The following is a 22,258-nucleotide window of genomic DNA, read 5'->3' on the forward strand; positions in this document are numbered from 1 at the left end:
TCAGAGACTTCAGCGTTATGCCTCGGTGGAGCCCTGGATCCCCGCCTTCGCGGGGATGACGGCAGGACGATGGCGCGGACGTGTGTGAGGTCCGTGCTGATTGAAAGTCTTTCGCTCAAAGTCGCTGGATTCCCGCGTTCGCGGGGATGACGGTAGGAGGGTTCGTAAGGATGGGGTGGCCCGTGACGGCATAAGCATTCGTGCCGATTCGCTCCGCCCGAAAGCTGCGCGTCGTGCTTTTGCTCGTCATTCCCGCGAACGCGGGAATCCAGCGACTTTCGTCCAGATCGCCTGAATCTTCATTTCAGCCGAATGCAGGCCATGTCGCCAAACACCTCGCATTGAATCGCAGGCGCACCGTAGCCCGCCGCGCCACAGCGAATCGCAGACACACCACAGCCACCTTAGCGAGTCGAACCGAATCGAATCGCAGCCATCGCAGCGCCTCACACCGCGCTCCGACAGCACCGAATCGCGGTCACCCGCAGCCAACGCACCACACCACATCGCGCCTCTCAAATCACCATCGCCACACATCGAAAAAACAAAGGCCCGCATCCGCGGGCCTTCGTCTCGAAACAATAAAACCCAATCAACCAGCGCTTACGGAATCAACTGGCAACTAGCCGGCTTGGCCGAATTGAACAACGAAGCCGTCGCCCATTCCGGATGATCGATGAACGGGTTGCGGTTGCCCTGGAAGCTGTAGATCACTTCGTTGCGCGCCTTCTCGGCCGCATCCGGCGGATCAGCCTGGTGCCACGACAACAGCGTGGTCAGCAGACCCATGTAGGCCGGCGAGGACGAGGTGATGACGATCTTGCTGCGATCGTCGGTCAGTTCCAGATCCGGTTCGCTCTGTCCGTTGTTCGGATCGGTGCCGCCCTCGTAGCGGATCGCCATGTACAGCACCGCGCGCGCCATGTCGCCCTTGCGCTTGCCCCAGACCTGGAACGAACCGGCGTTGCCGTCGGGCGTCTTGAACCAGTTCGAATTGCCCGGGTACACGCCGCTGCCGCCGCCCTGGCCGTTGTTGACCTCGGTGACGCGCTCGCCGCAACCGCTCGACAGCGAACAGTCGGCGAACGGCTTGTTGCCGCGATCAGCGTTGTAGCCCGCGTCGGTGAGATACAGCATGTGCGTATCGGTGTACGGCGCGTACGGCAGGCCGAGGTTGCCGGTCGCGCTGCCGAAGCCCAGCGAATTCGGCCAGGTGTGCTCGCGGTTGTACTTCACGCCGCTGCCGCTGCCGGCGCGGTCGGTGACCTTGAGGTAGCTGCGGTTCTTGTACGCATCGAGGATGCGGCCGGAATTGTTCGGATCCTCGTCGGCGATTTCCAGAATCGTCCAGGTGTTGGTGGTGCCGCCGCTGTACGGGTACGCGGTGTGGCCCTTGATCGTGGAATGCAGCGAGCAACGCAACTGGCTGGCGCTGCTGGTGTTGACGTGCGAGTAGTAACCCGTCGGCGTGCCGCCGCCGCTGGCGACGTTGAAATTGACCACGGTGTTCGCGGCCGGGGTCGCGCCGCCAGCGTCGGTGACCTTGCTGGCGACGACGGTGAAGGTGCAGCTTTCGCCGGCGTGCAGCGCGGTGCCGGTGGATGCGGTGATGGCGGTGCCGCTGGACGGGTAGCTCAGCGCGACCGTGCCCGAGGTGGCGCACTGCAGGGTCAGCGCGCCGCTGGCCAGGGTGACTGCTTCGCTGAAGTTCGCGACCAGATCGCCCGCGGCCGGGAACGTGCTGGAACCGTTGGCCGGGGTGGTCGAACTCACGCTCGGCGGGGTGTTCGGCGAGGCGCCGGTGAAGGTCTGGCCGTTGTTGCAGGCGCCGAAGGTCTGGGTCGCCGAGTTCTGCCAGGTGAACTGCGAATACGCGCTGCCGCTGCCCGACAGCTGCAGCGAGGTGCCGGCCGCGGTCGAACCCGATTCGGACACCGGCAGGTTGATGCTGGTCTTGCCCGCGGCCGGGCCGCCGCTGGCGGTGATCTGGCCTTCGTAGCTCAAGAACTGGACCACCGTGCCGCTGCCGTCGACCAGGGCGAAGCCGTCGTTGGAGCCGTTCTGGATGCCGTTGGTGGGATAGCTCAGGGTAGCGATGCGCGCGCTGCCGCTGCCGCAAGTCACCACGCTGCCGGCCGGGACCAGGTCGTTGTCGTAGCTCACCGCCGACGACGGCGAGCTGCCGTTGTACAGATAGATGCGGTAGTTGCTCAGTGTTTCGCCGGCGGTGGCGACGACTTCGATCCGCTCGCCGGTGTCGCCGGCCGAGGTGGCGTCGTCGTAATGGAATTCGTTGATGAACACCGCGGCCGAGGCCATCGACGGCAACAGCGCGGCGATGGCGAGCGAGAGAACGGCGGCGCGGCGCACGCGGGGCGTGCTTGCGAACAGCATGGCGGAACAGTCAGTGACTGACTTGCGCATCGAAACGACTCCTTGTGAGTGGCGTGGCGTCCGGCCGCATGAAAGCGCGAGGCCGGCGCAGCTCAGGCGCCCTCCCCGGGCGCACCGGTCGAGTCTAGACGCGGTTTGTGACCACGCCGGGCATGCGCCGGCGAATGGAACGGCTAAATAGAGACGTTGGTCGCGGTTATGCGGGTTATCGCCGGAGATCGGCTGCGTTGGGGTCGCGACGGCTACGGCGGGTAGGCGGTCGCGGGAGCGATCGGCTTGTGAGAGGAGGCTTCAGTGAGGCGGGTTCCACCAGCGACTTCAGCCCCGATGCGTTCCGCTCAAGCTCGTCTCGAAGCCGAGGCCTGATTCGGCGCTCAGCCCTTGCTGCTACCGCGCGTTTTGCCGGTACGCAGCTCCGCCAGTTGCTCGGCGACTTCCACCAGCGGCGCCTTGGAGCGGGTCGGCGCTTCGCGGAACGCGGCGATCAGGCGCAGCTCCAGCGGGTCGTCGATCAGCAGCGCATCGGCGGCGGCGACCGAGTCCATCGCCGTGTCCAGCGACAGGCCCATCTTGCCGCGCCCGGTCGCCAGCCATTCGAATTGCACCCCGGTGACCAGGGCCAGTTCGCGCAGGTGGGCCATGCTCGGGAACTTGCCCTGGGCCGCTTCCCAGTGCCCGACCGCGCTGCGTTGTACGCCGACCGCCGCGCCGAGGGCGGCCTGGGACAGGCCGGCGTGGCGGCGTGCGAGTCGAATGCGCTGTTGGGGCGTCATGAGATTGATTTGGCACTTTTATAGGGGAGAAATCAGCAAATGCTACCTATAGTCACCTAGTGAACGATAGACGCCGTACCTAGTGCGCTTTAGCTAGCCATGTGCGTTTTCGCTTCCAACCAATACAGCAAGTTAGGTGGGTGGACAAGTCCTGTTGATACCGAAAGTGGCGGCGTCTGGCCGGCCGACGTGTGGCAACCGTCGCAAGGACTTCGCAAGATGCTCACACGCTGATATGGACTTCGGCTGGACACGAGGTCGGTTCGGGGGACGGGCGCTGGATTGCGCCATGCGTAGGACGGCCATCTCCGTACCAAAGAGCGCGTTCCACGGGACGCGCTCTTTCTTTTTGTGCGCCGCGCGGGCCGTCGAGTCCGATCCGCACGATGGCCGACCGGCCGCGCGCTCAGGCCAGCGGCCGCAACTGCTCGTCGAGCGAGCGGGTCTTGTCGGTGACCACATCCCCGGTGTGCCGGGTGGTTTTGCGTTCGATCAGCAGGATGTGGCATTCCTCGCTGGCGACCGGGTTGTGGCGTACGCCCTTGGGCACCACGAACAACTCGCCCGCGCCCAGTTCGACGGTGCGGTCTTCCATCTCGATCGCCAGCCTGCCCTTGAGCACCATGAACAATTCGTCCTCGTCGGCATGGCTGTGCCAGGCCAGCGTGCCGTGCACGCGCGCGACCTTGATATAGGCGTCGTCGACTTCGGCGATCACCCGCGGCGACCACAGTTCGGTGAGCGTTGCGGCGATCTGCGCGGGTGAGGTCACGGACGACATGCGAAATCCTGGCGAAGGCTGGGAATCGCAGTCTAGTACGCCGCCTGGCACGCCGCCTGATGCGCCGTGTCCGACCATGCAGATGCCGCATGCGCGCCATGGCGCCGCGCGCGTCAATTCTGCGATTCGACCCACGCGCGCAGCCTGGCGTCGCGAATCTCCAGCACCTCGAACAAACCCACCGCGCGCAAGGCGGGCAGCGCTTCGCGGATGTGCTGTTCGGCTTCTGCGCGCGCGGCGTCGGCGGTTTGCGGGTCGTTCAAGGCGCGGGCATTGGCCAGGAACGCGGCGACCGAGCCTTTGCGTACGGCCACGCCGTCGATCCGGGCTTCATCGAGGTGGTCGGGCAGGATGTCGTGAGCGCGCATCGGAAACTCCATGGTGACGGTCGGAAAGGTAGGTCCATGCTGGGTGGGCCGGGCCGGCTCTGCTACGTTGCCCCGGCCATCCCATAGCGCGTTCCGGCCATGTCCGATCCTCTGCTTGCCCCGGCCCGCGCCGATTCGGATGCGGGGCCGTTCGTGATCGCGGTGAGTCTCGAGGCCCATGGCGTGCGCGACACCGCGCCGCACCAGCACGCGCGCGGGCAATTGTTGGGCGCGCATCGCGGCCTGCTGTCTGTCGGCACCGGGCAGGGACGCTGGCTGGTGCCGGCGACCGATGCGGTGTGGCTGCCGCCGCACGCGCCGCATTCGCTGCGCTCGCACGGCGAGGCGTTTTCCGGCTGGAGCGTGTATGTCGCCCGGGCCGATTGCGCGGCGTTACCGACGCGGCCGTGTGCGATCCGCGTGTCGGCGCTGCTGCGTGCAGCGATCGCCCGAGCCGCGACCTGGCCGGCTTCGTTGCCGTTGGACGAGGCCCGGGAGCGGCTGGCCCGGGTGCTGCTGGACGAGATCGTCGATTGCCATGCTCACAGCCGGGCCGGCGAACGCATCGGCCTGCCGATGCCGGGCGACGCGCGCGCGTTGCGCGTGGCCCAGGCCCTGATCGACGACCCGGCCGATCCGCGCGGTCTGGCCGAATGGGCGGTCTACGCGCATTTGTCCCAGCGCAGCCTGAGCCGCCACTTCAGCGCCGAAACCGGCTACAGCCTGCTGCAATGGCGGCAACGCGCGCGGCTGATGCGCGCGCTGGAACGGCTGGCGGCCGGCGAGCCGGTGACCACGGTCGCGCTGGAGATGGGTTACGACAGCGTCAGCGCGTTCACCGCCATGTTCCGGCGCCACCTCGGCGCCGCGCCGACCCAGTACCTCAAGCCCTCGCGGGGTTGAGCGGCCCGGACGTGGCCTGACGGTTCGGCCATGCGCAGCGCCAACCCGCTTAGGCCCAGGCAGCGCTGTCCTTCAGTGAGCTTTGTCCCGTGCGTGGGCATCGGCGCCGGGAGTCCGCGCCCGCCGGCATCCGGACGGCCGAGAATTTCTTCGCCCCGCCCCTTGAAAGGCGGTTGCGCCACGCCAGCGTGCCGTGCGCGCGCGACCTAGATGTAGGCGTCGTCGACTTCGGCGATCACCCGCGGCGACCATGGTTCGGTGAGCGTCGCGGCGATCTCGGCGGGCGAGGTCGCGGACGACATAGGCAGTTCCTGGCGCGTGCGGGGTATCCCTGTCTAATCCGCCCGGACGCGCGCGCTCGAACGTTCGCCATCGGGCAGGGCATCGCGCCCATCGCCGGTCAGCGCTGCTGGACCACCGCGTACTGCCCCTTGTCGCCGTAGCCTTGAGCCTTGCGCTCGATATTCGCGCACAGGCGGCCCCCGCACAGGATCACATCGGCGCTATTGATCGCCCTGAGCTTGTCGGCCGCGACCTGGTTATCGCGGATCACCCCGCTGTAATGCATCGACAGCCAGATGCCGCCCAGCAACAACAACGTCATGCAGCCGACGAGCGCGGCCGATGTCTTCCAGATCAGACTCTTGTGCAGGCGTTCCATGTGCTGGAGCTGCTGCGCAAGCGCTTTCGACCCTTCGCCCAGCAGTGCGCCGGCCTGGCCCAGGCGTTTTTGATATTCGTCGACCGGCTGCTCAAGGCCGCTTTGCAGCTTGCCCATCAGGGCGCCGGGCAAATGGCTCAGTGTGGCGTCGGCCGATTGCCGCACCGTCGCCGGCAGTTGTTGCGACAAACCCTGCAATTGCTGCGACAACGCGCGTTGCTGTTGCTCGATCTGCGCGCAATTGCGTTGGAACTGCTCCATCAGCTCGGCGGTGGTGCTGATCAGTGCGACGACTTCGTGCTGGTCCATGCGGGAATGGGTCCTGTGTCGAACTACTGCGACTGCGACTGCGACTGCGACTGCAATTGCGACTGGGGCGGGCGACTCAGCGAGAGCGGCCGCCGTGACTGTGCTGGTGGGTTTCCTGTTGCTGTTGGTCGCTCTGCTGCTGCGCGGCACGTTCGTTGGCCTGTTGGTGTTCATGCCGATCGACCGCGGCGCCCGCGTCGTGCCGCAGTTGCTGTCCGGCACCGTGATGGGCTGCGGATTGGGTCATCGCGCGGAACGTGTCGTGATCGCCGGAGGCATGCGCCTGGGTCATTTTCTTGACGAATGCCAACGGGTCCGTGCTCAACAGCGCGGTGCCAGCGGCGCCGACCGAAGCGGCCCTGGATTGCAGGAAATCGCCGATGGCCTCGCCGGCCTCGTGCATTTTCTTGCCGGCCCGCTGGCCGACTTCGGCGGCCTTCTTGCCGACGTGTTCGCCGAATTCCACGGCCTTCTCACCGGTTTCGACCGCCTTCTTTCCGGCTTGCACGCCCAGGTCCATCGCCTTTCTGCCGGCCCGCTCGCCAAGCTCGACCGCCTTCTCGCCCGTGTGGATCGCCGCTTTGCCGGCCTGCACGCCGAGTTCGACCGCTTTCTTGCTGGTCTGCACCTGCAGATCGACCACTTTCTCGCCGGTGGCGATGGCGAACTTGCCGGTTTGCACGCCCGTGTCGAACGCGCGCTTATTGACCTTGTCATGCAGCTCGATCACCTTTTCGCCCACCGCGACCGATGTGGTGATACCGCCGCGCAGATGCCGCACATCGTCGCGGTATTTGTCGATCATCGGATCGTATTGCTTGGCCAAGGCCTGGGTCTTGGGATCGTTGATGACCGATACGTCCTTGCGACCATCGGCGTCGACATTTAGGAAGTTGTCCATGTTGTGCGACGTGCCCTTGGTTCCGGACATCACCGCCGCGACGATCGGCGCGCGATGGAGGATGTCGGTCGAAAGGTGATCGCGGTTGTTGTAGCCGGCGGCCGTCAGGCTCTGGATTTCCTGCGGCTTGGCGTAGACGCGAACCTGCCCGTAATGCGGGCTGGCCGCGCTGACCGCGTCGCCGGCCATGACGTGGTTGACGAAACGGTTGCCGCCTTCGGGCACGCCATAGTCGAGGCTGGCCGCGCCGTAAGGATTGAAGGCTTCGCCGCGCAGGCCGTATTTGTAAGCGGTGAGCTGGGCGAGGCCGCCGCCTAGGGAGTGGCCGGTGGTGGTGACTTCGGGGACGTGGCCGCCATATTTGGAAGCGCTGCTTTTGGCGAGCGTAAGCGCGTGCTTGGTCAGTTCCATGGCGTCATCGACTTGAGCGTTGAGGCCCCTTGTCACCATGCCGCCGTCCGCTATAAGGCCATCCTTCTTGGCTTCGCGATCGAATTCGGTACCGCGATGTGCCACCACGATCTCGCCGGTATCAACCCGCTGATAGATCGCGCCCTGATAGCCGGAAGGACGGTCCATGTACTCCAAGACTTTGTATTTAACGCCTTCCCGTTCAATTTGCTGGCCGACCAGATGCTGCATCTGGCCCTTCAGTCCATTGTGTTCTTCACCATAAGAGTGCGATGCCAGATTGGCGTATTGCTGGGTGCCGATGGTCATGGCGTAGCCGCCTTAGAAGTCAGGGTCACAGTGAAGAGGTCGTCGTCCTTGAGGCTTGGCGCCATTTTTGACCGATCGGCCTGTCCGAATTCGGGGTAATTCTCGATGTCTGGATTTCGTGGATAGAACTCTTTCAAGAAATATGTGGTCTGAGCTTGTTGCGCCAGCAACTTGTCCGGCTCGATGTTGGGCATGAATCGAGTTTCACCATTGGCTCCCGTCGCTTTCAAATCGGCGCGGGCCTGAATTAATTTCCAGTGACACATGCCTTTGCCGTAGTAGTCCTCGTCGAGCATGCCGTCGATGTAAACAAGTCCGGTGTACTCGGTGTCGCTTATCCGAGTCCACGTAATCGGAAAGTTGTGAGTCGGTACCGACCAAGGCATGCCGCCGTTTTCCTTCGGAGGAGGCAAGCACTCTGGTGTTACTACATCGAACTGCATCACCCCTTCGACAGAGGCGAGCGAGCCCGGAGCATTGGCGATAGTCAGTGTGAGCTGATAAATCTGCTTGGGCCGCGGGTTCTGCTTGAAATCGGGCATGGTCTTCTCGGAAGCGGGAAAGCTGCAGGCGGACAAGGGTAGTAGCAAGCTCAGGCCTAACCATGAAAGGTGTTGTCGCATATCCAGTCCTTGAGGCGGCTCAGGCGGCTAGCCTGCGGAGAGCAAGCTGTAAGGAGGGTATTCGGAATGTCTGTTGATTAGTACGGTACTGCGTGTTTGGGATTTCGGGTCGTAGCAAGCACAGCCAATGAAGACTATCGTGTGATTGCCTTGGGTGTGAGAGTGACAGTGAATAGGTCTTGGTCTTGGCGGTCAGACATTTTCGAACGATCGATCTGCCCGTCGCTCACTGGATCTTCCGACTCAGCCTCTGGATGACGAGGATAGTTTTCGCTTAAGAAATAGGTGGTTTCCGCTTGCTGGACGATCAGTTTTTCCGGGTAGATGTTCGGCACGAACCTTGTTTCGCGATTCGCCCCGGTGGCCTTCAAGGCCGCACGCGCTTGCATCAATTTCCAGCGACATACGCCACGACCGTAGTAGTCCTCGTCGATCATGCCATCGATGTAAACAACGCCTGTGTACTCAGTGTCGCTGACACGGGTCCACACGAAGGGGATGTCTTCCGTTGGTGTCGGCCAGAGGTGACCGCCGTTTTCTTTCGGAGGCGGCAGGCATTCCGGTGTCGCCACGTCGAACTGCATGAACCCTTCGACCGACTTGAACGGCCCGGGCGCGTTGGCGATGGTCAGCATGAGTTGATAACGCTGCTTGGGCTGCGGGTTCTGTTTGAACTGCGGATTCATCTTGTCGTAAGGCGAAGCGCAGCCGTCAGCGATGAAACCCAGCAGCAGGCCCGATGCCATCATGAGCGGTGTCGGCGCATATCCGATCCTTGAAGCGGCTGGGTTCGAGGCTACGGCGCGACGGCAAAAACATTCAAGGTTGAATGGATGTGCCCGCCGGTGGGGGCCTGGGGCCGGTCGCGACTTCGAGGCGGTGGGCGACCCGAGCCGTACGCGTCGGGGCTGAAGCGCCCTCGCAGCAAAGATGCCGGGTGCGGGCCCCACCCCAAGACTCCGGGCCAAGGGCCGTCTCTTGGGGCCTCGAAGCGAAGGTCATCAACCGGAACCTGCCCCAGTGGTCCGCGGGCTTGAACGGCCAGCGGCAACCCACCCCAACCGGTCCCCCGATCAACCGGCTTGCCTCATTCGGCCACCACCCGTCGCACGATTTCGCACGGGGCCCTTGAAAGGCCGCCAGGACGCCTCATGTTCCGTGCAGTCCCGGTTCGCCCGGGCGCTTTTGTCCCCGATGCTGGCACTCGACCGGGGCGACTGCTAAAATTCCCGTTCTTTCTCCACCCATTCAATCACTTACAGAGGGTCGCCATGAATCTCAAGCCGCTTTACGACCGCGTTGTGGTCAAGCCGATCGAAGCCGACGAAATCTCCGCCGGCGGCATCATCATCCCCGACGCCGCCAAGGAAAAGTCGACCAAGGGCGAAGTCGTCGCCGTCGGCGAAGGCAAGGCCCTGGACAACGGCAGCCTGCGCGCGCCGAAGCTCAAGGTCGGTGACAAGGTCATCTACGGCCAGTACTCGGGCAGCTCCTACAAGCAGGACGGCGTCGAATACAAGATTTTGAAAGAAGACGACGTCCTCGCGATCGTCGGTTAAGAGCCGCGATTCGGGATTGGGCATTCGGGATTCGCAAAGCGCTTGCGCTGCGATCCCTGTCCACCCGACGACCCGCTAGCTCTTGCCAATCCCAAATCCCCAATCTCAAATCCCGGAGTTTCAAATGGCTGCCAAAGAAATTCGTTTCGGTGAGGACGCACGCGCCAAGATGGTGCGCGGCGTCAACATTCTCGCCAATGCCGTAAAGGCCACCCTCGGTCCGAAGGGCCGCAACGTCGTGCTCGAGAAGAGCTTCGGCGCGCCGACGATCACCAAGGACGGCGTGTCCGTCGCCAAGGAAATCGAGCTGGCCGACAAGTTCGAGAACATGGGCGCGCAGATGGTCAAGGAAGTCGCTTCCAAGACCTCCGACAACGCCGGCGACGGCACCACCACCGCGACCGTGCTGGCGCAGGCGCTGATCCGCGAGGGCATGAAGGCGGTCGCCGCCGGCATGAACCCGATGGACCTCAAGCGCGGCATCGACAAGGCCGTGGTTGAAGCCGTCAGCGAACTCAAGAAGCTGTCCAAGCCGTCCTCGACCAGCAAGGAAATCGCCCAGGTCGGCGCGATCTCGGCCAACTCCGACGCCGACATCGGCGACCTCATCGCTCAGGCGATGGACAAGGTCGGCAAGGAAGGCGTGATCACCGTTGAAGACGGTTCGGGCCTGGAGAACGAGCTCGACGTGGTCGAGGGCATGCAGTTCGATCGCGGCTACCTGTCGCCGTACTTCATCAACAACCAGCAGTCGATGTCGGCCGAACTGGACGACCCGTACGTGCTGCTGTACGACAAGAAGATCTCCAACGTGCGCGACCTGCTGCCCGTGCTGGAAGGCGTGGCCAAGTCCGGCAAGCCGCTGCTGATCGTCGCCGAGGAAGTCGAAGGCGAAGCGCTGGCGACCCTGGTGGTCAACACCATCCGCGGCATCGTCAAGGTCTGCGCCGTGAAGGCGCCGGGCTTCGGCGACCGTCGCAAGGCGATGCTCGAAGACATGGCCGTGCTGACCGGCGGCACCGTGATCTCCGAGGAAGTCGGCCTGCAGCTCGAGAAGGCCACGATCAAGGATCTGGGCCGCGCGAAGAAGGTGCAGGTCTCCAAGGAGAACACCACCATCATCGACGGCGCCGGCGACGGCGAGACGATCCAGTCGCGCATCAAGCAGATCAAGGCGCAGATCGAAGAGACCTCGTCGGACTACGATCGCGAGAAGCTGCAAGAGCGCGTGGCCAAGCTGGCCGGCGGCGTTGCGGTGATCAAGGTCGGCGCGTCGACCGAAATCGAGATGAAGGAAAAGAAGGCTCGCGTTGAAGACGCGCTGCACGCCACCCGCGCTGCCGTGGAAGAAGGCATCGTCCCGGGCGGCGGCGTCGCGCTGCTGCGCGCCAAGGCCGCGATCAGCGGTCTGAAGGGCGCCAACGAAGACCAGAACCACGGCATCCAGATCGCGCTGCGCGCGATGGAAGCGCCGCTGCGCGAGATCGTCACCAACGCCGGCGAAGAGCCGTCGGTCATCCTGAACAAGGTCCAGGAAGGCACCGGCGCGTTCGGTTACAACGCCGCCAACGGCGAATACGGCGACATGCTCGAGTTCGGCATCCTGGACCCGACCAAGGTCACCCGCACCGCGCTGCAGAACGCGGCGTCGATCGCCGGTCTGATGATCACGACCGAAGCGATGGTCGCCGAGCTGCCGAAGAAGGACGAGCCGGCGATGCCGGGCGGCGGTGGCATGGGCGGCATGGGCGGCATGGATTTCTGATCCCCCGATCGCCGTAAGCACTACGAAAACCCCGCCGAAAGGCGGGGTTTTTTTATGTCGATCCGGTTCGCGGTTCGCGACGCGGGCTATAGAATCGCGCCGAGAAAATCGCGATTGAGCGGCATCACGTAAGCGGCCATGTCCAGCACGGTGTAGCGCGCGCTGGCGCCGGAGCGGGCGAACTGATCGATCACGCTGACGCAGCGGTCGCGTTGCCGGGGCGGCAGGAAGCGCAGGATCGGCACCAGCCGGCGATGGCCGATGGTGGCCCACAGCTCCACCGCGTCCAGGCCGGCCGTCCATTTCAGCGCCAGTTCGTCCGACAGGCCCTGCGCCGGATGCCCGCCGACGGTGCGGATGCTCTGCTGGCGCAATTGGCGGATGTGGCGATGCTTGGACAGTCGGCTGTCGGCGCGCGCGTAGCCGATGTCGCCGCTGGCCGGGCCGAAGCGGGTCGGCGCGTCCTTCGCGGCGGCGCCGAAACCGAAGCCCGACAGCAACTGCTCCTGCTCTTGCAGGTCTTCGCTGATCGTACTGAGCGTGCGCATGCGAGTGCCGCCGAGCAGCGCCTCGCACGGGAAGAAATAGCCGAAGGCGGCGAACACGCGTTCGTGCAGCGCCTCGTATTGTCCGGCCCGGCTGGGTATCGCCAATGCGCGGTCGACCGCTTCGACCAATTCGGGCGCGACGCCCAGGTCGGTGTCGGGATCCAGCATCAGCACGACCTTGGGCACGATCATCTCGTCGACCAGATGGATCGCGGTGACCTCATTGCGCTGCAGGCGTTCGAGGTCGTGACGGAAATCCGCGGCCAGACCGAAGCCGTTGACGCCGCCGCCGGCGTTGGCGTTGTGGATGCTGCGCGTGTGCAACGCGTGCAGCACCCGGCTGGCGGTAGCGCTGATGGTCCAGCTCGAGGTGAACGAGACCCCGCCCGAATGCGGCGGCCGCTGCGGATGCCGGTACACCACCGGCGAACGCGGCGCGCGCGCGCCGAACAAGACGTCGTTCGGATCGGGGCCGAAACGCAGGCCGCGATCGAGCCGGCGCGCGGCGAACAGCGCCTGCACCGTCGCCAGCGGCAGGGCGGTGAAATCGTCCGGCGTGCGCACGCTGAAACCGGCCAGCTGAGCTTGCAAATGCGCCAGCAGGTCCGGCGTCTCGTCTTCGCCGCGCAGTCCCCAACTGGCTTCGGCGGGCCGCGCGGTGGGCGCGGTCGGGCGCAGCGCCGGGCGCGCGGGCGGCTCGGGTTCGGGTTCCGGCTCCGGCTCCGGCTCAGGTTCTGGCGCGCGCGGCGCGGGACGCACGGTGAGCACGCCGTCCTCGCTGATCACTTCCTTGAGTTTAGTGTCGGCCTCGATCGACGGGTCCACGCGCGCATTGCCGAACTGGAAGCGATCCCCCGGCGCCATCGCGTCCAGGGCCGCGAGTTGTTCGCGAATCTGGCGCAAGGACGTGTCCTGTTCCAGGCGCAGGACCAGGTTGCGGTCGGGTTCGCCGGCGAATGCGATGGTGACGAGCATGCTCAGCCCTCGGTTGCGCGATGCGGCGGGCGCGGCGCGCGGCCGCTCAATCCGGATCGACGACGAAAAAATGCACGCGCAGCCGGCCGGAGAACTCCCGATCCGGATCGGCCTCGGCCTGCACCTGGATGCGCTCGAAGATTTGCTCGGCGCTGCCGTCGGCCCAGATCACCCCGGCGTTGACCTGCAGCGCACCGCCGCCGACCGCCTCCCGCGCGCTGCCGCGTCGGGTGTCCACCGGCCCAGCCGGTGGCGTCGGCGGGAAGCGCGGGTTGTTGCGGGTATAGACGCGCGCGGTGATCGGGTCGAGAAACTGATGCACGTCCCAGGTGGTGATGTCGCAGGTCCACAGTTGTTGCAACGCGTCGAGGCGGTGCGAATGGCTGAGACGCGCGCGCATCAGATCCACGGTGATCAGGCTCGCTTCGTGCTGGAACCGGCGCACGGTGACGCTGCGATAGCCCAACGAGTCGGCGCGGTGAACCGCGTAGAGGCGATCCACCACGGGCTCGGCGCCGGTGGCGATGCGGAAACCGAAGCCCAACGGCCCGCGCGATCGCGCGCGGATCTGGATCGACAGCGCCGCGCCGCGGCTTACCGCGACCAGATTCGGAAACACGCGATCGGGCGCCACCCGCGGCAAGCGCGCGTCGGTGAACATATGCACCTGCGCGCCTCGGTTGCGATGGCGGGCGTCGTCGTCGTCATCGTTGAGACCGAAGCGAACCAACAGATTTTCGCTGTCGCGCAGCCAATCGGTGGCTTGACCTTCCAGCGCGTGGGACGCGGCCATGGGCGGATGCCTCAGATGCGGTTGATCGAGAAGCTCAAGGTGGTGCCGCGCACGCTGAAGGTCGCGGTATGGCCGTTGGGCGCATAGGCCACCGATGGACCGTCGCGGCGCGTCCCGCCCATCGCGCGCGCGCGGATGCGCACGCGGTCGCCCACGTTCAGCGCTTGCTGGTGGAAGCGCAGCGCGGACAGATCGACGCTGCGGGTCTGCCCGGCCGCGAATGCGCCGCCCGTCGGGGTCTGGCTGATCACCTGGTCGCCGTCCAGACGCTGGATGATGAAACGCAGCGCGAACGCGGCATTGTTGGCGCAGGCGATGTGCTGGACGTGCAGTTCGGGCTGGCCTGACTCTGCGGGATTTCCGATCGGGTGCATGGCGGGGCGCCTCGTGCGCGCAAGACAGAAAGCGGAAGGGTCGATTCGGAAAACGCCCTGGCGAGCCGGGCGTGAAGGCGCGCCGGTGTCTACGCAGGAGCGGGCGCGCTCGACAATGCAAACGACCTCCGCCCGGTGGACAGGACACGCATGGTGTAGTCGGCTTGTTGGCTGGGCCGATGTTGCACAGGGGCAACATCGGCGTGGCGGTCGAAGCCGCGCGCGATGCCTGCGCCTATCTGTTCCTCACGGCGAGTGCGCTCGGGCAGCGTGTGTTCGAAGCGAGTCCGCAACGCGCGCGGTGACATCGACAGCATGAATTTTTGATCGACCGATCGTCGAGACGGATTGCGAGGAGCTCCGTCGAGAGGCGGGTTTCCTTTTTATTTTTTTTGCGGTGCCGACCGCGTTGCGTCGTGCATCCGCCATTGCGGCCAATTCGAAGTATTGCGGGGCTGCGGCCCAAGGCCTTCCGCTCAAGTTTCGATGCAGTTTCCGGCGATCGCGGACCGGAATGTCGCGGCTGCAGCCCTCCCATAAAAGACACGGACTGGCGCCAAGCTCGCCTGCCGATCGACCGCATCCGACACAACTGCGTTCACACCTGCGCAACGATCGCCTTCGTACCGTCGAAGCCTGATCCATCACGTCTAGGTCGCCGCGCGGCCGGCGCTGGTTGCCGCATCGCGTCGTAGCCATCGGACGCGTCGATGCACGGGGGAAGCCGGTCGGCCGGATGCGTTGCGGCGCCGGAGAACCCCGATGAAAAAATCCGTCACTGCCTCCCGTCCGCGCCGAGATCGCGTGCCGGGCCGGCGTGAACCCGAGCGTCCGATCCGCGTGATCGGCGCGCGCGAGCACAACCTCAAGAACGTCAGCATCGAGATTCCCAAGCGGCTCATCGTCGTGTTCACCGGTGTATCGGGTTCAGGCAAATCCTCGCTGGTGTTCGACACCATCGCCGCCGAATCTCAGCGTCAGCTCAACGAAACCTTCAGCAGCTTCGCCCGTCATCGCCTGCCGCATTACGGCCAGCCCGATGCCGATGCGATCGAAAACCTGTCCGCGGCGATCGTGGTCGACCAGAAGCGCCTGGGTGGTACCGCGCGTTCCACCGTCGGCACGGTCACCGATATCTATGCCTTGCTGCGGTTGTTGTATTCGCGCATCGGCAAGCCTTTCGTCGGCGAATCCACGGTGTTTTCGTTCAATCATCCCGAGGGGATGTGCCCACAGTGCGACGGGCTGGGCACGACCGAACGGGTCGATGTCGACAAACTCATCGACCGCGGCAAGTCGCTCAATCAAGGCGCGATCCGCTTTCCCGCGCTGGCGGTCGGCAGCGCGCGCTGGAAGCGTTATGCCTTGTCGGGCCTGTTCGACAACGACAAGCCCATCGGCGAGTACACGCAGAGCGAATGGGACCTGCTGTTGAACGCCGAACCGTTCAAGCCCAAACATCCCAAACCGGGCTGGTGGGCCAGCAGTCAGTACGAGGGCCTGTTGTATCGCTTCAATCGCAGTTTCCTGCATCAGTCCGGCGACAAGGTCAAAGGCGCCAGCCGCGAGGCCTTGAACCGGGTCGTATCGCGCCAGACCTGCACCCAATGCAAGGGCGCGCGACTGAACCCGCAGGTGCTGGCGTGCAAAATCGCCGGCAAGCACATCGCCGACTGCGCGGCGATGCAGGTCGATGAATTGATCGACTTCATCGTTGCGATAAAAAGCGCGCCGGCCGCCACCGTCACCGCCGCGATCGTAGAGCGGCTGCAGCATCTGATCGGCATCGGCCTGGGCTATCTGAGCCTGGATCGGCAGACCTCCAGCCTGTCCGGCGGCGAATCGCAGCGGGTCAAGATGGTCAAGCACCTGGGCAGCAGCCTGACCGACATGAGTTACATCTTCGACGAACCCAGCGTCGGCCTGCATGCGCGCGACGTGCATCAGGTCAATGCGTTGCTGCGGCAGCTGCGCGACAAGGGCAATACCGTGCTGGTGGTCGAACACGATCCCGACGTGATCGAGATCGCCGATCACATCGTCGACATGGGGCCGGGCGCTGGCCGCGACGGCGGGCAGGTGGTCTATCAGGGCGACCTGGCCGGATTGGCAACATGCGGCAGCCTGACCGGACGCCATATCGCGCGGCGCCCGCAGTTGAAGGCGCAACTGCGCGAACCCAAGGGCTGGCTGCCGCTGCGCAAGGCGAGCCTGCACAACCTGCGCAAGGTCGATGTGGATCTGCCGGTCGGAGTCATGACCGTGGTCACCGGCGTCGCCGGTTCCGGCAAGAGTTCGCTGATCAACGGGGTGTTCTCGCGCGAATACCCCGACACGGTCTGCATCGATCAGGGCGCGCTGACCGCGTCGCGACGTTCCAACACCGCGACCTATACCGGCCTGCTCGATCCGATCCGGCGCCTGTTCGCCGAGGAGAACGGCGTCGATGCCGGTTTGTTCAGCGCCAACTCGACCGGCGCCTGCCCGGTGTGCAAGGGCCTGGGCATCACCCAGGTGGATCTGGCCTTCATGGACCCGATCGAAAGCGTCTGCGAGGCCTGTCAGGGCCGTCGCTTCACCGACGAAGTACTGGCTTACACCTGGCGCGGCCTGAGCATCGATGAAGTGCTGCGCCTGAGCGTGAGCGAGGCGCGCGGCGTGTTCGACGCGCCGCCGTTGCAGGCGATCCTCGCGCATGTCGAAGAAGTCGGCCTGGGCTATATGTCCCTGGGCCAGCCGCTCAGCACGCTGTCGGGCGGCGAGCGTCAGCGCATCAAGCTGGCTACCGAACTGGAAAAACGCGGCGAGACCTATGTACTGGACGAACCCACCACCGGCCTGCACATGTCCGACATCGAGCGTCTGTTGCGGTTGATGGAGCGCCTGCTCGACAACGGCAGCACCTTGATCGTGATCGAGCACAACCTGGAAGTGATCGCGCAGGCCGACTGGATCGTCGACATGGGGCCGGGCGCGGGGCGCGACGGCGGGCGGGTGGTGTTCCAGGGGACGCCGGCCGAACTGGTCAAGGCCCCCGGATCGGTCACCGGCGAGCATCTGGCCCGTTATCTGCGCCCGCGACGGCGTTCGCGGTGATGCCGGCGCGGGCGGTCCCGGGCCCGGCGGCGCCGGGGCGGGGCGTTCGCCCTGCATCGACCTCGCATCGATACGGCCGAACTCCTGGATGCGGGCGGTCTTATGAATCCCTAATCTGTGGACGCTAACCTCGTCCTCTCAATGCTCCAATCGCCCCTTAAATCGATTAACTCGACCCACCGCGTCCTCGATAATGCCCTCCAAACTTTTCCCCGGACCCAGCATGCCCCTGCGCTCGATCGCCCTCGTCCTGACGAGCCTCCTCATGCTGCTGGGCAGCGGCTGCGCGGTGGTCAAGGTCAAGGAACGCGCGTTCGGCGATATCGCCGCCGAGCGCAATCTCGATGCGCTCAACGGCGGCAAACTGAGCACCGCGTCGGCGACCGCGCTGGGTTCGGCCGGCCTCGACCCTGAGCTGTGCGCGCGCGATCCCGCACCGTGCATCGACCAGTTGCGGCCGCTCGCATCCAGCGAATCGTGGCTGGCGACGGCGTCGGAGCTGCAACTGCTGCGCATGAATGCCGCGCCGGCGACGGTCAGCAAGGCCGCCGAGAGCGCGGGTCTGTCGCGGCGCAAGGCCACGGCGATCGAAGCGGGCGACGCGGCGGCGGTCGACGCCAGCGCGGCGGTCGCGGGCCAGGTCGCCACCGACGAGCGCACCCGCGCCGCGGTCGAGACCGCGCGCTATGCCTACGCCTATCTGTTCCTGACCGCGCGCACGCCCGAGCAGCGCGTGTTCGAAGCGCGCCAGCAACGCGTGCTGCAGTACTACAACCGCGCGGTCGATGTGGTCGCCCAGGCCGCGTTCGAAGCCAGCCGCGGTCGCGTCGGCAGCTCGCCGTTGCAGGTCGGCGGTCTGAATCTCGGCGTCGGCCTGCACGGTTACGAAGCCTCGGAAATCAGCCTGCAACCCGAAGCCTTGCTTGCCTCCGACACACTCGGCTTCGACAACCTGCGCGCGGTGTATCGCCGCGACGGTTTCGGCACCGGCCTGGTCGCGGTGTTTCCGCGGCGCGCGCCATCGCCGGCGCCGGTCACGCCGGCCGATGAAGCCAGCGCGGACGACACGCCGTATCGCGACACCCGTTATCTGCCGGTGACCGCGACCCTGCGCTTCAACGGCGACAGCCTGGACGCGGTGCTGGCGAGCGATCAGGCCAGCATGGACGTGTACAACCCGTATCGCATCGACAGCGAAACCATCGGCGGGCGCAAGGTGCCGCTCGCGGCGAACTATTCGGCGGCCTACGGCGTGTGGCTGGCGCGTTCGGAGCTGGCGCGGCTGAGCCTGTCGAGTCTGCTGCGGCCCAAGCAGGCGCGCGCGTTCAAGCCGCGCATCTACCTCAATCAGCCTTACGATCCGAACAAGCGGGTGATCGTGCTGGTGCATGGCCTGGCCAGCAGCCCGGAGGCGTGGGTCAATCTGGCTAACGAGATCCTCGGCGACGAAGCGCTGCGCAAGCATTATCAGCTGTGGCAGGTGTTCTATCCGACCAACATCGGCATCCTGTCCAATCGCGCGGCGATCGCTTCGGCGCTCGACAAGACTTTCAAGCACTACGATCCCGAAGGCGACGATGTCGCCAGTCGCGATGCGGTGTTGGTGGGTCACAGCATGGGCGGGGTGATTTCGCGGCTCTTGGTCAGTGACAGCGGCGAGCGGGTGCTCGACGAAACGCTCAAGGCCTTCGATCCGGCCACCGCGCAGCGTCTGCGTAACGAACCGCTGGTGCGCGTGCTGACCGTGTTCCAGCCGATGCCGCAATTCGGCCGGGTGGTGTTCCTGGCCTCGCCGCATCGCGGCGCGGTGGTCACCGACGGTTGGCCGCTGCGGATGGTGCGCAAGCTGATCCGTCTGCCGTTCGATGTTCTGCGCGAGACCGCCGAACTGGCGCAGCGCACCAAGGTCGATCAGGACGAGTTGCAGAAGGTCGGCTTCCGCAAGGGCCGTCCGCCGACCGGGCCGGACGATCTGAGTCCGAATTCGTTGTTCATGCGCAGCACCGAGAACCTGCCGATCGAAGCGGGCATGCCGTACCACACCATTGTCGGCCAGCGCGATCCCAAGATCGCGCTGCTGCAATCCAGCGACGGCGCGGTGCCGTACCGCAGCGCGCATCTGGATGGCGCGTTGTCGGAGAAGGTGATCGTGTCCGGCCACAGCGTGCAGGAGACGCCGCAGGCGATCCTGGAGTTGCGGCGGATTCTGCGCGTGGACATGGCGCAGTACGAGAAGAGCACGAAGCGGTGACGGCGCGGTAGGCGCAGTTGCGCGATCGCGGCTTGTGACCGACGCAAATCCCTGTGGGACGCCGCTCCTACAGGGCGCTTCGTGTTATCGCCGTGGCTGGGCGTTGTCGCGTTTGCGACTGTAGGAGCGGCGCAAGCCGCGACCGCCATGCCCGGTCAAGCCGCGCAGCCGCGGCTCGGACGTGATTCCCGCATGCGGCCCGCCGCTTTCACGGCGAACCGCATCGTCAGCCTTAGTGGTGGCTCGTGGCCGAAATCCCGCCGCCCTTGCCGTCGGGCACCAGCACGCGCACGTTCTGCATCATTCCTTGGTCCTCGTGATCGAGGATGTGGCAATGCAGGACGTATTCGCCGATATAGCGCTCATAACGGGTACGCACGTACAGGTTGTAGCCCTTCTTGACGAACAGGGTGTCCTTCCAGGTGCCTTGCAGGTTCGCGTACTGCGGATCGATGACCTTGCCGTCCTTGTCGAGGTCGCCGGTGACGCTGACTTCCTTGCCGTTCGCGTCGAGGATGCTGACGATCTGGAACGGATTGACGTGGATGTGGAAGGGATGGCCGCCGACCAGCGAGGTCAGGTGCCACTCTTCGGTCTGGCCGAGGATCAGATCGCGCGCGGCGCTCGGATCGTAAGGCTTGCCGTCGACCAGGTAGATGTCGCCGACCTTCTTGCCGTCGACGATCTTGTCCTTGATGTCGAACACCACCGCCTGGCCTTTGCCGTTCACCTCGCCCTTGCTGATGGACTTGTGTGGTGTGAACGCATCCAGGCGCAGATGATCGCGCAAGCCGGCGACGATCGATTCGCGCACGCCCTCGGGCATGCGCTTCTGCGCCGAGGCGACCAGCGCGTCGGTCACATAGGCTTCGACGTCGGCGACCTTCGCATCGCCGATGACGTCGGCGACACCGAGCAGCTGACGGTCCTCGGCGGCGTTGGTGATGCTGGCGCTGGCCGGCGCGGCGGCGTCGAGCACGCAGTACCTGCCGGTCTTCGGAAACACCACCAGCGCATCGCTGCGGTAACCGGGCTGCAGCACGTTCTCGGTCTTGACGATGGTCTTGGCGTGGGTGAGGCCGTCGCTGGCGACTTCGAACTGCTTCAACGGCGCGCCGGTGCAGTTGGCGGTCACCCAATTTTCCAGGGCCGCGCCGGACAGGCCTTCGATACTGGCCGAGGCCGTCTTCATTTCGCGGAATTGCAGGTTGACGGTGTCGCGCACGCCGGCATGCAGCAGGCGAAAGCGTTCGATGCGGCCGGCGACCAGATCGTCGAAGGTCGGCAGCACGGTGCCGTTGATGCTGGTGTGGCGACCGGATTTCTGCCACACGCCGAAGCCGAACTGGTCGTCGTATTTCTCGATCTCGCCGACGTCCTTCTCGCCGCAGGTCCAGAAGCCAGTTTTTGCATCGGTCTTGATCTTGCCGTCGCCGTCGCGGCAGGCATAGGCGACCTGCTGGAAGATCAGCAGGCGTTCGGGCATCGCCGCGCCGGCCGGATCGCGCAGCAAGGTGTCGATGTCGCCGGTGCGGTTGCTGGACGGCAGGCGCTCGCCGCGCACCAGCAGCGCGCCGGCCATGCCGCTGGACACCTGCAGCGCGGTCGAGCCGTGCAGATGCGGGTGATACCAGAAGGTGCCGGCCGGATGGTCGGCGGGCAGGTTGTACTCGTATTCGAACTTCACTCCGGGACGCAAGGTCAGCAGCACGTTGTCGCTGTTGCCGGTCGGGCTGACCCACAGGCCGTGCGAATGCAGGTTGGTCGAGTTGAAGCAATGCGGCACGTTGATGTCGGCCGGATGGCAGTCGGGCTGCGGCGGCAATTGATTGTCGAGCGCGACGCGCACGGTTTCGCCGGGCGAGGTGACGATGGTCGGCGCGAGGAACGGCACCTCGGGATTGGTGCCCGGGCTCTGGTAGGAGCGCAGCTTGACCGTGTCGAACTTCTGGCTGTTCGGATCCCAGATTTTCGAGGTGGTGAAGGCGATGCGCAGGTCGAGCCTGGCTTCGCGCGTGTCCAGCGGCTTGGCGCCGGCCTCGGTCAGGCTCAGCAAGGGCTTGGCGTCGTCGCTGGAGCGCAGCATGCGCGCGAACACCGGCTGTTCGAGGTCGCGTGGCGCGGGTTTTTCCTGCGCCGGCAGGGTCATGGGCGCGGCGATGAGCACGCACAGCGCGAGCGCGAGCGGACTGCGCGATCGCGATTGAACGGCGGAAATCGAAGAAAGGCGTTCCATGCTGGGCTCCTGATGGAATGAGAGGAATGCGGTGACGGCGCCGGCGATGGCAGCGCGCGATGACGAGTGCGATCGACACATACGATCGACACGCGCGTGCGCACGCGCCGCGCCGTCGCGTGCGGCTGCGTTGTTGCGGTTCGGTCATGGCCCCTGTTGCCCGTCGTCCACGGCTGCCCGATCGCGGAAAACCGCGCGGCGACCGCTTCGACGGTGCTGCTGATGATT

General features: G+C 65.3%; 18 protein-coding genes. 6 read left to right on the top strand and 12 right to left on the bottom strand.

The genetic code is table 11. The features are described 5' to 3' along the window. Window positions 1-603: 603 nt before the first annotated feature. The 4 genes from ASD86_RS22740 to ASD86_RS22755 all read right to left on the bottom strand — a co-directional run bounded on the left by ASD86_RS22740 (window position 604) and on the right by ASD86_RS22755 (window position 4,316). Window positions 604-2,394 (bottom strand): endonuclease, encoded by a 1,791-nt coding sequence (locus ASD86_RS22740; RefSeq protein ID WP_157477033.1) that lies wholly within the window; start codon window positions 2,392-2,394, stop codon window positions 604-606. A gap of 374 nt (window positions 2,395-2,768) precedes the next feature. Beyond that, a complete protein-coding gene (locus tag ASD86_RS22745; RefSeq protein ID WP_056116228.1) occupies window positions 2,769-3,167 on the bottom strand; it encodes a helix-turn-helix domain-containing protein in 399 nt (132 codons plus the stop codon). Between the two features lie 406 nt (window positions 3,168-3,573). Further along, window positions 3,574-3,948 carry a cupin domain-containing protein gene (locus ASD86_RS22750; protein WP_056116231.1) on the bottom strand — a complete coding sequence of 125 codons (375 nt, stop codon included), beginning with the start codon at window positions 3,946-3,948 and terminating at the stop codon, window positions 3,574-3,576. Between the two features lie 113 nt (window positions 3,949-4,061). Continuing rightward, on the bottom strand, window positions 4,062-4,316 hold the full coding sequence (locus tag ASD86_RS22755) for a hypothetical protein (RefSeq protein WP_056116565.1): 255 nt from the start codon (window positions 4,314-4,316) through the stop codon (window positions 4,062-4,064). Window positions 4,317-4,415: 99 nt separating this feature from the next. Between ASD86_RS22755 and ASD86_RS22760 the strand changes: the two genes are divergently transcribed. Then, window positions 4,416-5,219 (top strand): helix-turn-helix transcriptional regulator, encoded by an 804-nt coding sequence (locus ASD86_RS22760; RefSeq protein ID WP_056116234.1) that lies wholly within the window; start codon window positions 4,416-4,418, stop codon window positions 5,217-5,219. Between the two features lie 400 nt (window positions 5,220-5,619). Here the strand turns inward: ASD86_RS22760 and ASD86_RS22765 are convergent, their stop codons facing one another. From ASD86_RS22765 to ASD86_RS22780, 4 genes are all read right to left on the bottom strand, one after another. After that, window positions 5,620-6,189: a hypothetical protein gene (locus ASD86_RS22765; RefSeq protein ID WP_056116237.1), complete on the bottom strand. Its 570-nt coding sequence runs from the start codon at window positions 6,187-6,189 to the stop codon at window positions 5,620-5,622. Between the two features lie 76 nt (window positions 6,190-6,265). Beyond that, the gene (locus ASD86_RS27565; RefSeq protein WP_056116240.1) at window positions 6,266-7,810 is read right to left on the bottom strand and encodes a hypothetical protein; all 1,545 of its coding nucleotides are present in this window, start codon (window positions 7,808-7,810) and stop codon (window positions 6,266-6,268) included. Beyond that, a complete protein-coding gene (locus tag ASD86_RS22775) occupies window positions 7,807-8,352 on the bottom strand; it encodes a hypothetical protein (protein ID WP_056116242.1) in 546 nt (181 codons plus the stop codon). The genes ASD86_RS27565 and ASD86_RS22775 overlap by 4 nt, the downstream gene beginning before the upstream one ends. 215 nt (window positions 8,353-8,567) lie before the next feature. Beyond that, on the bottom strand, window positions 8,568-9,182 hold the full coding sequence (locus ASD86_RS22780) for a hypothetical protein (protein ID WP_056116245.1): 615 nt from the start codon (window positions 9,180-9,182) through the stop codon (window positions 8,568-8,570). A 522-nt stretch (window positions 9,183-9,704) separates the two neighbouring features. Here ASD86_RS22780 and ASD86_RS22785 point away from each other — a divergent pair. Together ASD86_RS22785 and groL are read left to right on the top strand one after the other, a co-directional pair. After that, entirely contained in the window at window positions 9,705-9,992 is a 288-nt protein-coding gene (locus ASD86_RS22785; RefSeq protein WP_056116248.1) for a co-chaperone GroES, read from the top strand. Window positions 9,993-10,116: 124 nt separating this feature from the next. Further along, window positions 10,117-11,757 (top strand): chaperonin GroEL, encoded by a 1,641-nt coding sequence (gene groL / locus ASD86_RS22790; protein ID WP_056116251.1) that lies wholly within the window; start codon window positions 10,117-10,119, stop codon window positions 11,755-11,757. An 86-nt stretch (window positions 11,758-11,843) separates the two neighbouring features. Here groL and ASD86_RS27570 read toward each other — a convergent pair whose 3' ends face one another. The 3 genes from ASD86_RS27570 to ASD86_RS22805 are packed head-to-tail and all read right to left on the bottom strand — an operon-like array spanning window position 11,844 to window position 14,447. After that, a complete protein-coding gene (locus ASD86_RS27570) occupies window positions 11,844-13,280 on the bottom strand; it encodes a hypothetical protein (protein WP_056116254.1) in 1,437 nt (478 codons plus the stop codon). Between the two features lie 46 nt (window positions 13,281-13,326). Then, entirely contained in the window at window positions 13,327-14,073 is a 747-nt protein-coding gene (locus ASD86_RS22800; RefSeq protein WP_056116256.1) for a hypothetical protein, read from the bottom strand. Window positions 14,074-14,084: 11 nt separating this feature from the next. Then, on the bottom strand, window positions 14,085-14,447 hold the full coding sequence (locus tag ASD86_RS22805; protein ID WP_056116259.1) for a hypothetical protein: 363 nt from the start codon (window positions 14,445-14,447) through the stop codon (window positions 14,085-14,087). A 179-nt stretch (window positions 14,448-14,626) separates the two neighbouring features. On the opposite strand from ASD86_RS22805, the gene ASD86_RS28230 reads away from it, so the two are divergent. From ASD86_RS28230 to ASD86_RS22815, 3 genes are all read left to right on the top strand, one after another. Next, window positions 14,627-14,752: a hypothetical protein gene (locus tag ASD86_RS28230; protein ID WP_255357311.1), complete on the top strand. Its 126-nt coding sequence runs from the start codon at window positions 14,627-14,629 to the stop codon at window positions 14,750-14,752. A gap of 457 nt (window positions 14,753-15,209) precedes the next feature. Beyond that, on the top strand, window positions 15,210-17,543 hold the full coding sequence (locus tag ASD86_RS22810) for an excinuclease ABC subunit UvrA (RefSeq protein WP_082578637.1): 2,334 nt from the start codon (window positions 15,210-15,212) through the stop codon (window positions 17,541-17,543). Window positions 17,544-17,808: 265 nt separating this feature from the next. Continuing rightward, window positions 17,809-19,794, top strand: coding sequence for an alpha/beta fold hydrolase (locus ASD86_RS22815; RefSeq protein ID WP_157477035.1), 1,986 nt, complete (start codon window positions 17,809-17,811; stop codon window positions 19,792-19,794). Between the two features lie 232 nt (window positions 19,795-20,026). Here ASD86_RS22815 and ASD86_RS22820 read toward each other — a convergent pair whose 3' ends face one another. Continuing rightward, window positions 20,027-22,030, bottom strand: coding sequence for a multicopper oxidase family protein (locus ASD86_RS22820; protein ID WP_056116265.1), 2,004 nt, complete (start codon window positions 22,028-22,030; stop codon window positions 20,027-20,029). Window positions 22,031-22,258: the final 228 nt, after the last annotated feature.

It is taken from the genome of Lysobacter sp. Root690 (assembly GCF_001427785.1).
Lineage (GTDB): Bacteria > Pseudomonadota > Gammaproteobacteria > Xanthomonadales > Xanthomonadaceae > Lysobacter.

Coding starts and splice junctions, on each gene's coding strand:
- ASD86_RS22775 (WP_056116242.1), bottom strand. CDS start 8,352: ATGCCCGATTTCAAGCAGAACCCGCGGCCCAAGCAGATTTATCAGCTC.
- ASD86_RS22780 (WP_056116245.1), bottom strand. CDS start 9,182: ATGATGGCATCGGGCCTGCTGCTGGGTTTCATCGCTGACGGCTGCGCT.
- ASD86_RS22785 (WP_056116248.1), top strand. CDS start 9,705: ATGAATCTCAAGCCGCTTTACGACCGCGTTGTGGTCAAGCCGATCGAA.
- ASD86_RS22745 (WP_056116228.1), bottom strand. CDS start 3,167: ATGACGCCCCAACAGCGCATTCGACTCGCACGCCGCCACGCCGGCCTG.
- groL (WP_056116251.1), top strand. CDS start 10,117: ATGGCTGCCAAAGAAATTCGTTTCGGTGAGGACGCACGCGCCAAGATG.
- ASD86_RS27570 (WP_056116254.1), bottom strand. CDS start 13,280: ATGCTCGTCACCATCGCATTCGCCGGCGAACCCGACCGCAACCTGGTC.
- ASD86_RS22750 (WP_056116231.1), bottom strand. CDS start 3,948: ATGTCGTCCGTGACCTCACCCGCGCAGATCGCCGCAACGCTCACCGAA.
- ASD86_RS22740 (WP_157477033.1), bottom strand. CDS start 2,394: ATGCTGTTCGCAAGCACGCCCCGCGTGCGCCGCGCCGCCGTTCTCTCG.
- ASD86_RS22765 (WP_056116237.1), bottom strand. CDS start 6,189: ATGGACCAGCACGAAGTCGTCGCACTGATCAGCACCACCGCCGAGCTG.
- ASD86_RS22810 (WP_082578637.1), top strand. CDS start 15,210: ATGAAAAAATCCGTCACTGCCTCCCGTCCGCGCCGAGATCGCGTGCCG.
- ASD86_RS22805 (WP_056116259.1), bottom strand. CDS start 14,447: ATGCACCCGATCGGAAATCCCGCAGAGTCAGGCCAGCCCGAACTGCAC.
- ASD86_RS28230 (WP_255357311.1), top strand. CDS start 14,627: ATGTTGCACAGGGGCAACATCGGCGTGGCGGTCGAAGCCGCGCGCGAT.
- ASD86_RS22760 (WP_056116234.1), top strand. CDS start 4,416: ATGTCCGATCCTCTGCTTGCCCCGGCCCGCGCCGATTCGGATGCGGGG.
- ASD86_RS22815 (WP_157477035.1), top strand. CDS start 17,809: ATGCTGCTGGGCAGCGGCTGCGCGGTGGTCAAGGTCAAGGAACGCGCG.
- ASD86_RS27565 (WP_056116240.1), bottom strand. CDS start 7,810: ATGACCATCGGCACCCAGCAATACGCCAATCTGGCATCGCACTCTTAT.
- ASD86_RS22755 (WP_056116565.1), bottom strand. CDS start 4,316: ATGCGCGCTCACGACATCCTGCCCGACCACCTCGATGAAGCCCGGATC.
- ASD86_RS22800 (WP_056116256.1), bottom strand. CDS start 14,073: ATGGCCGCGTCCCACGCGCTGGAAGGTCAAGCCACCGATTGGCTGCGC.
- ASD86_RS22820 (WP_056116265.1), bottom strand. CDS start 22,030: ATGGAACGCCTTTCTTCGATTTCCGCCGTTCAATCGCGATCGCGCAGT.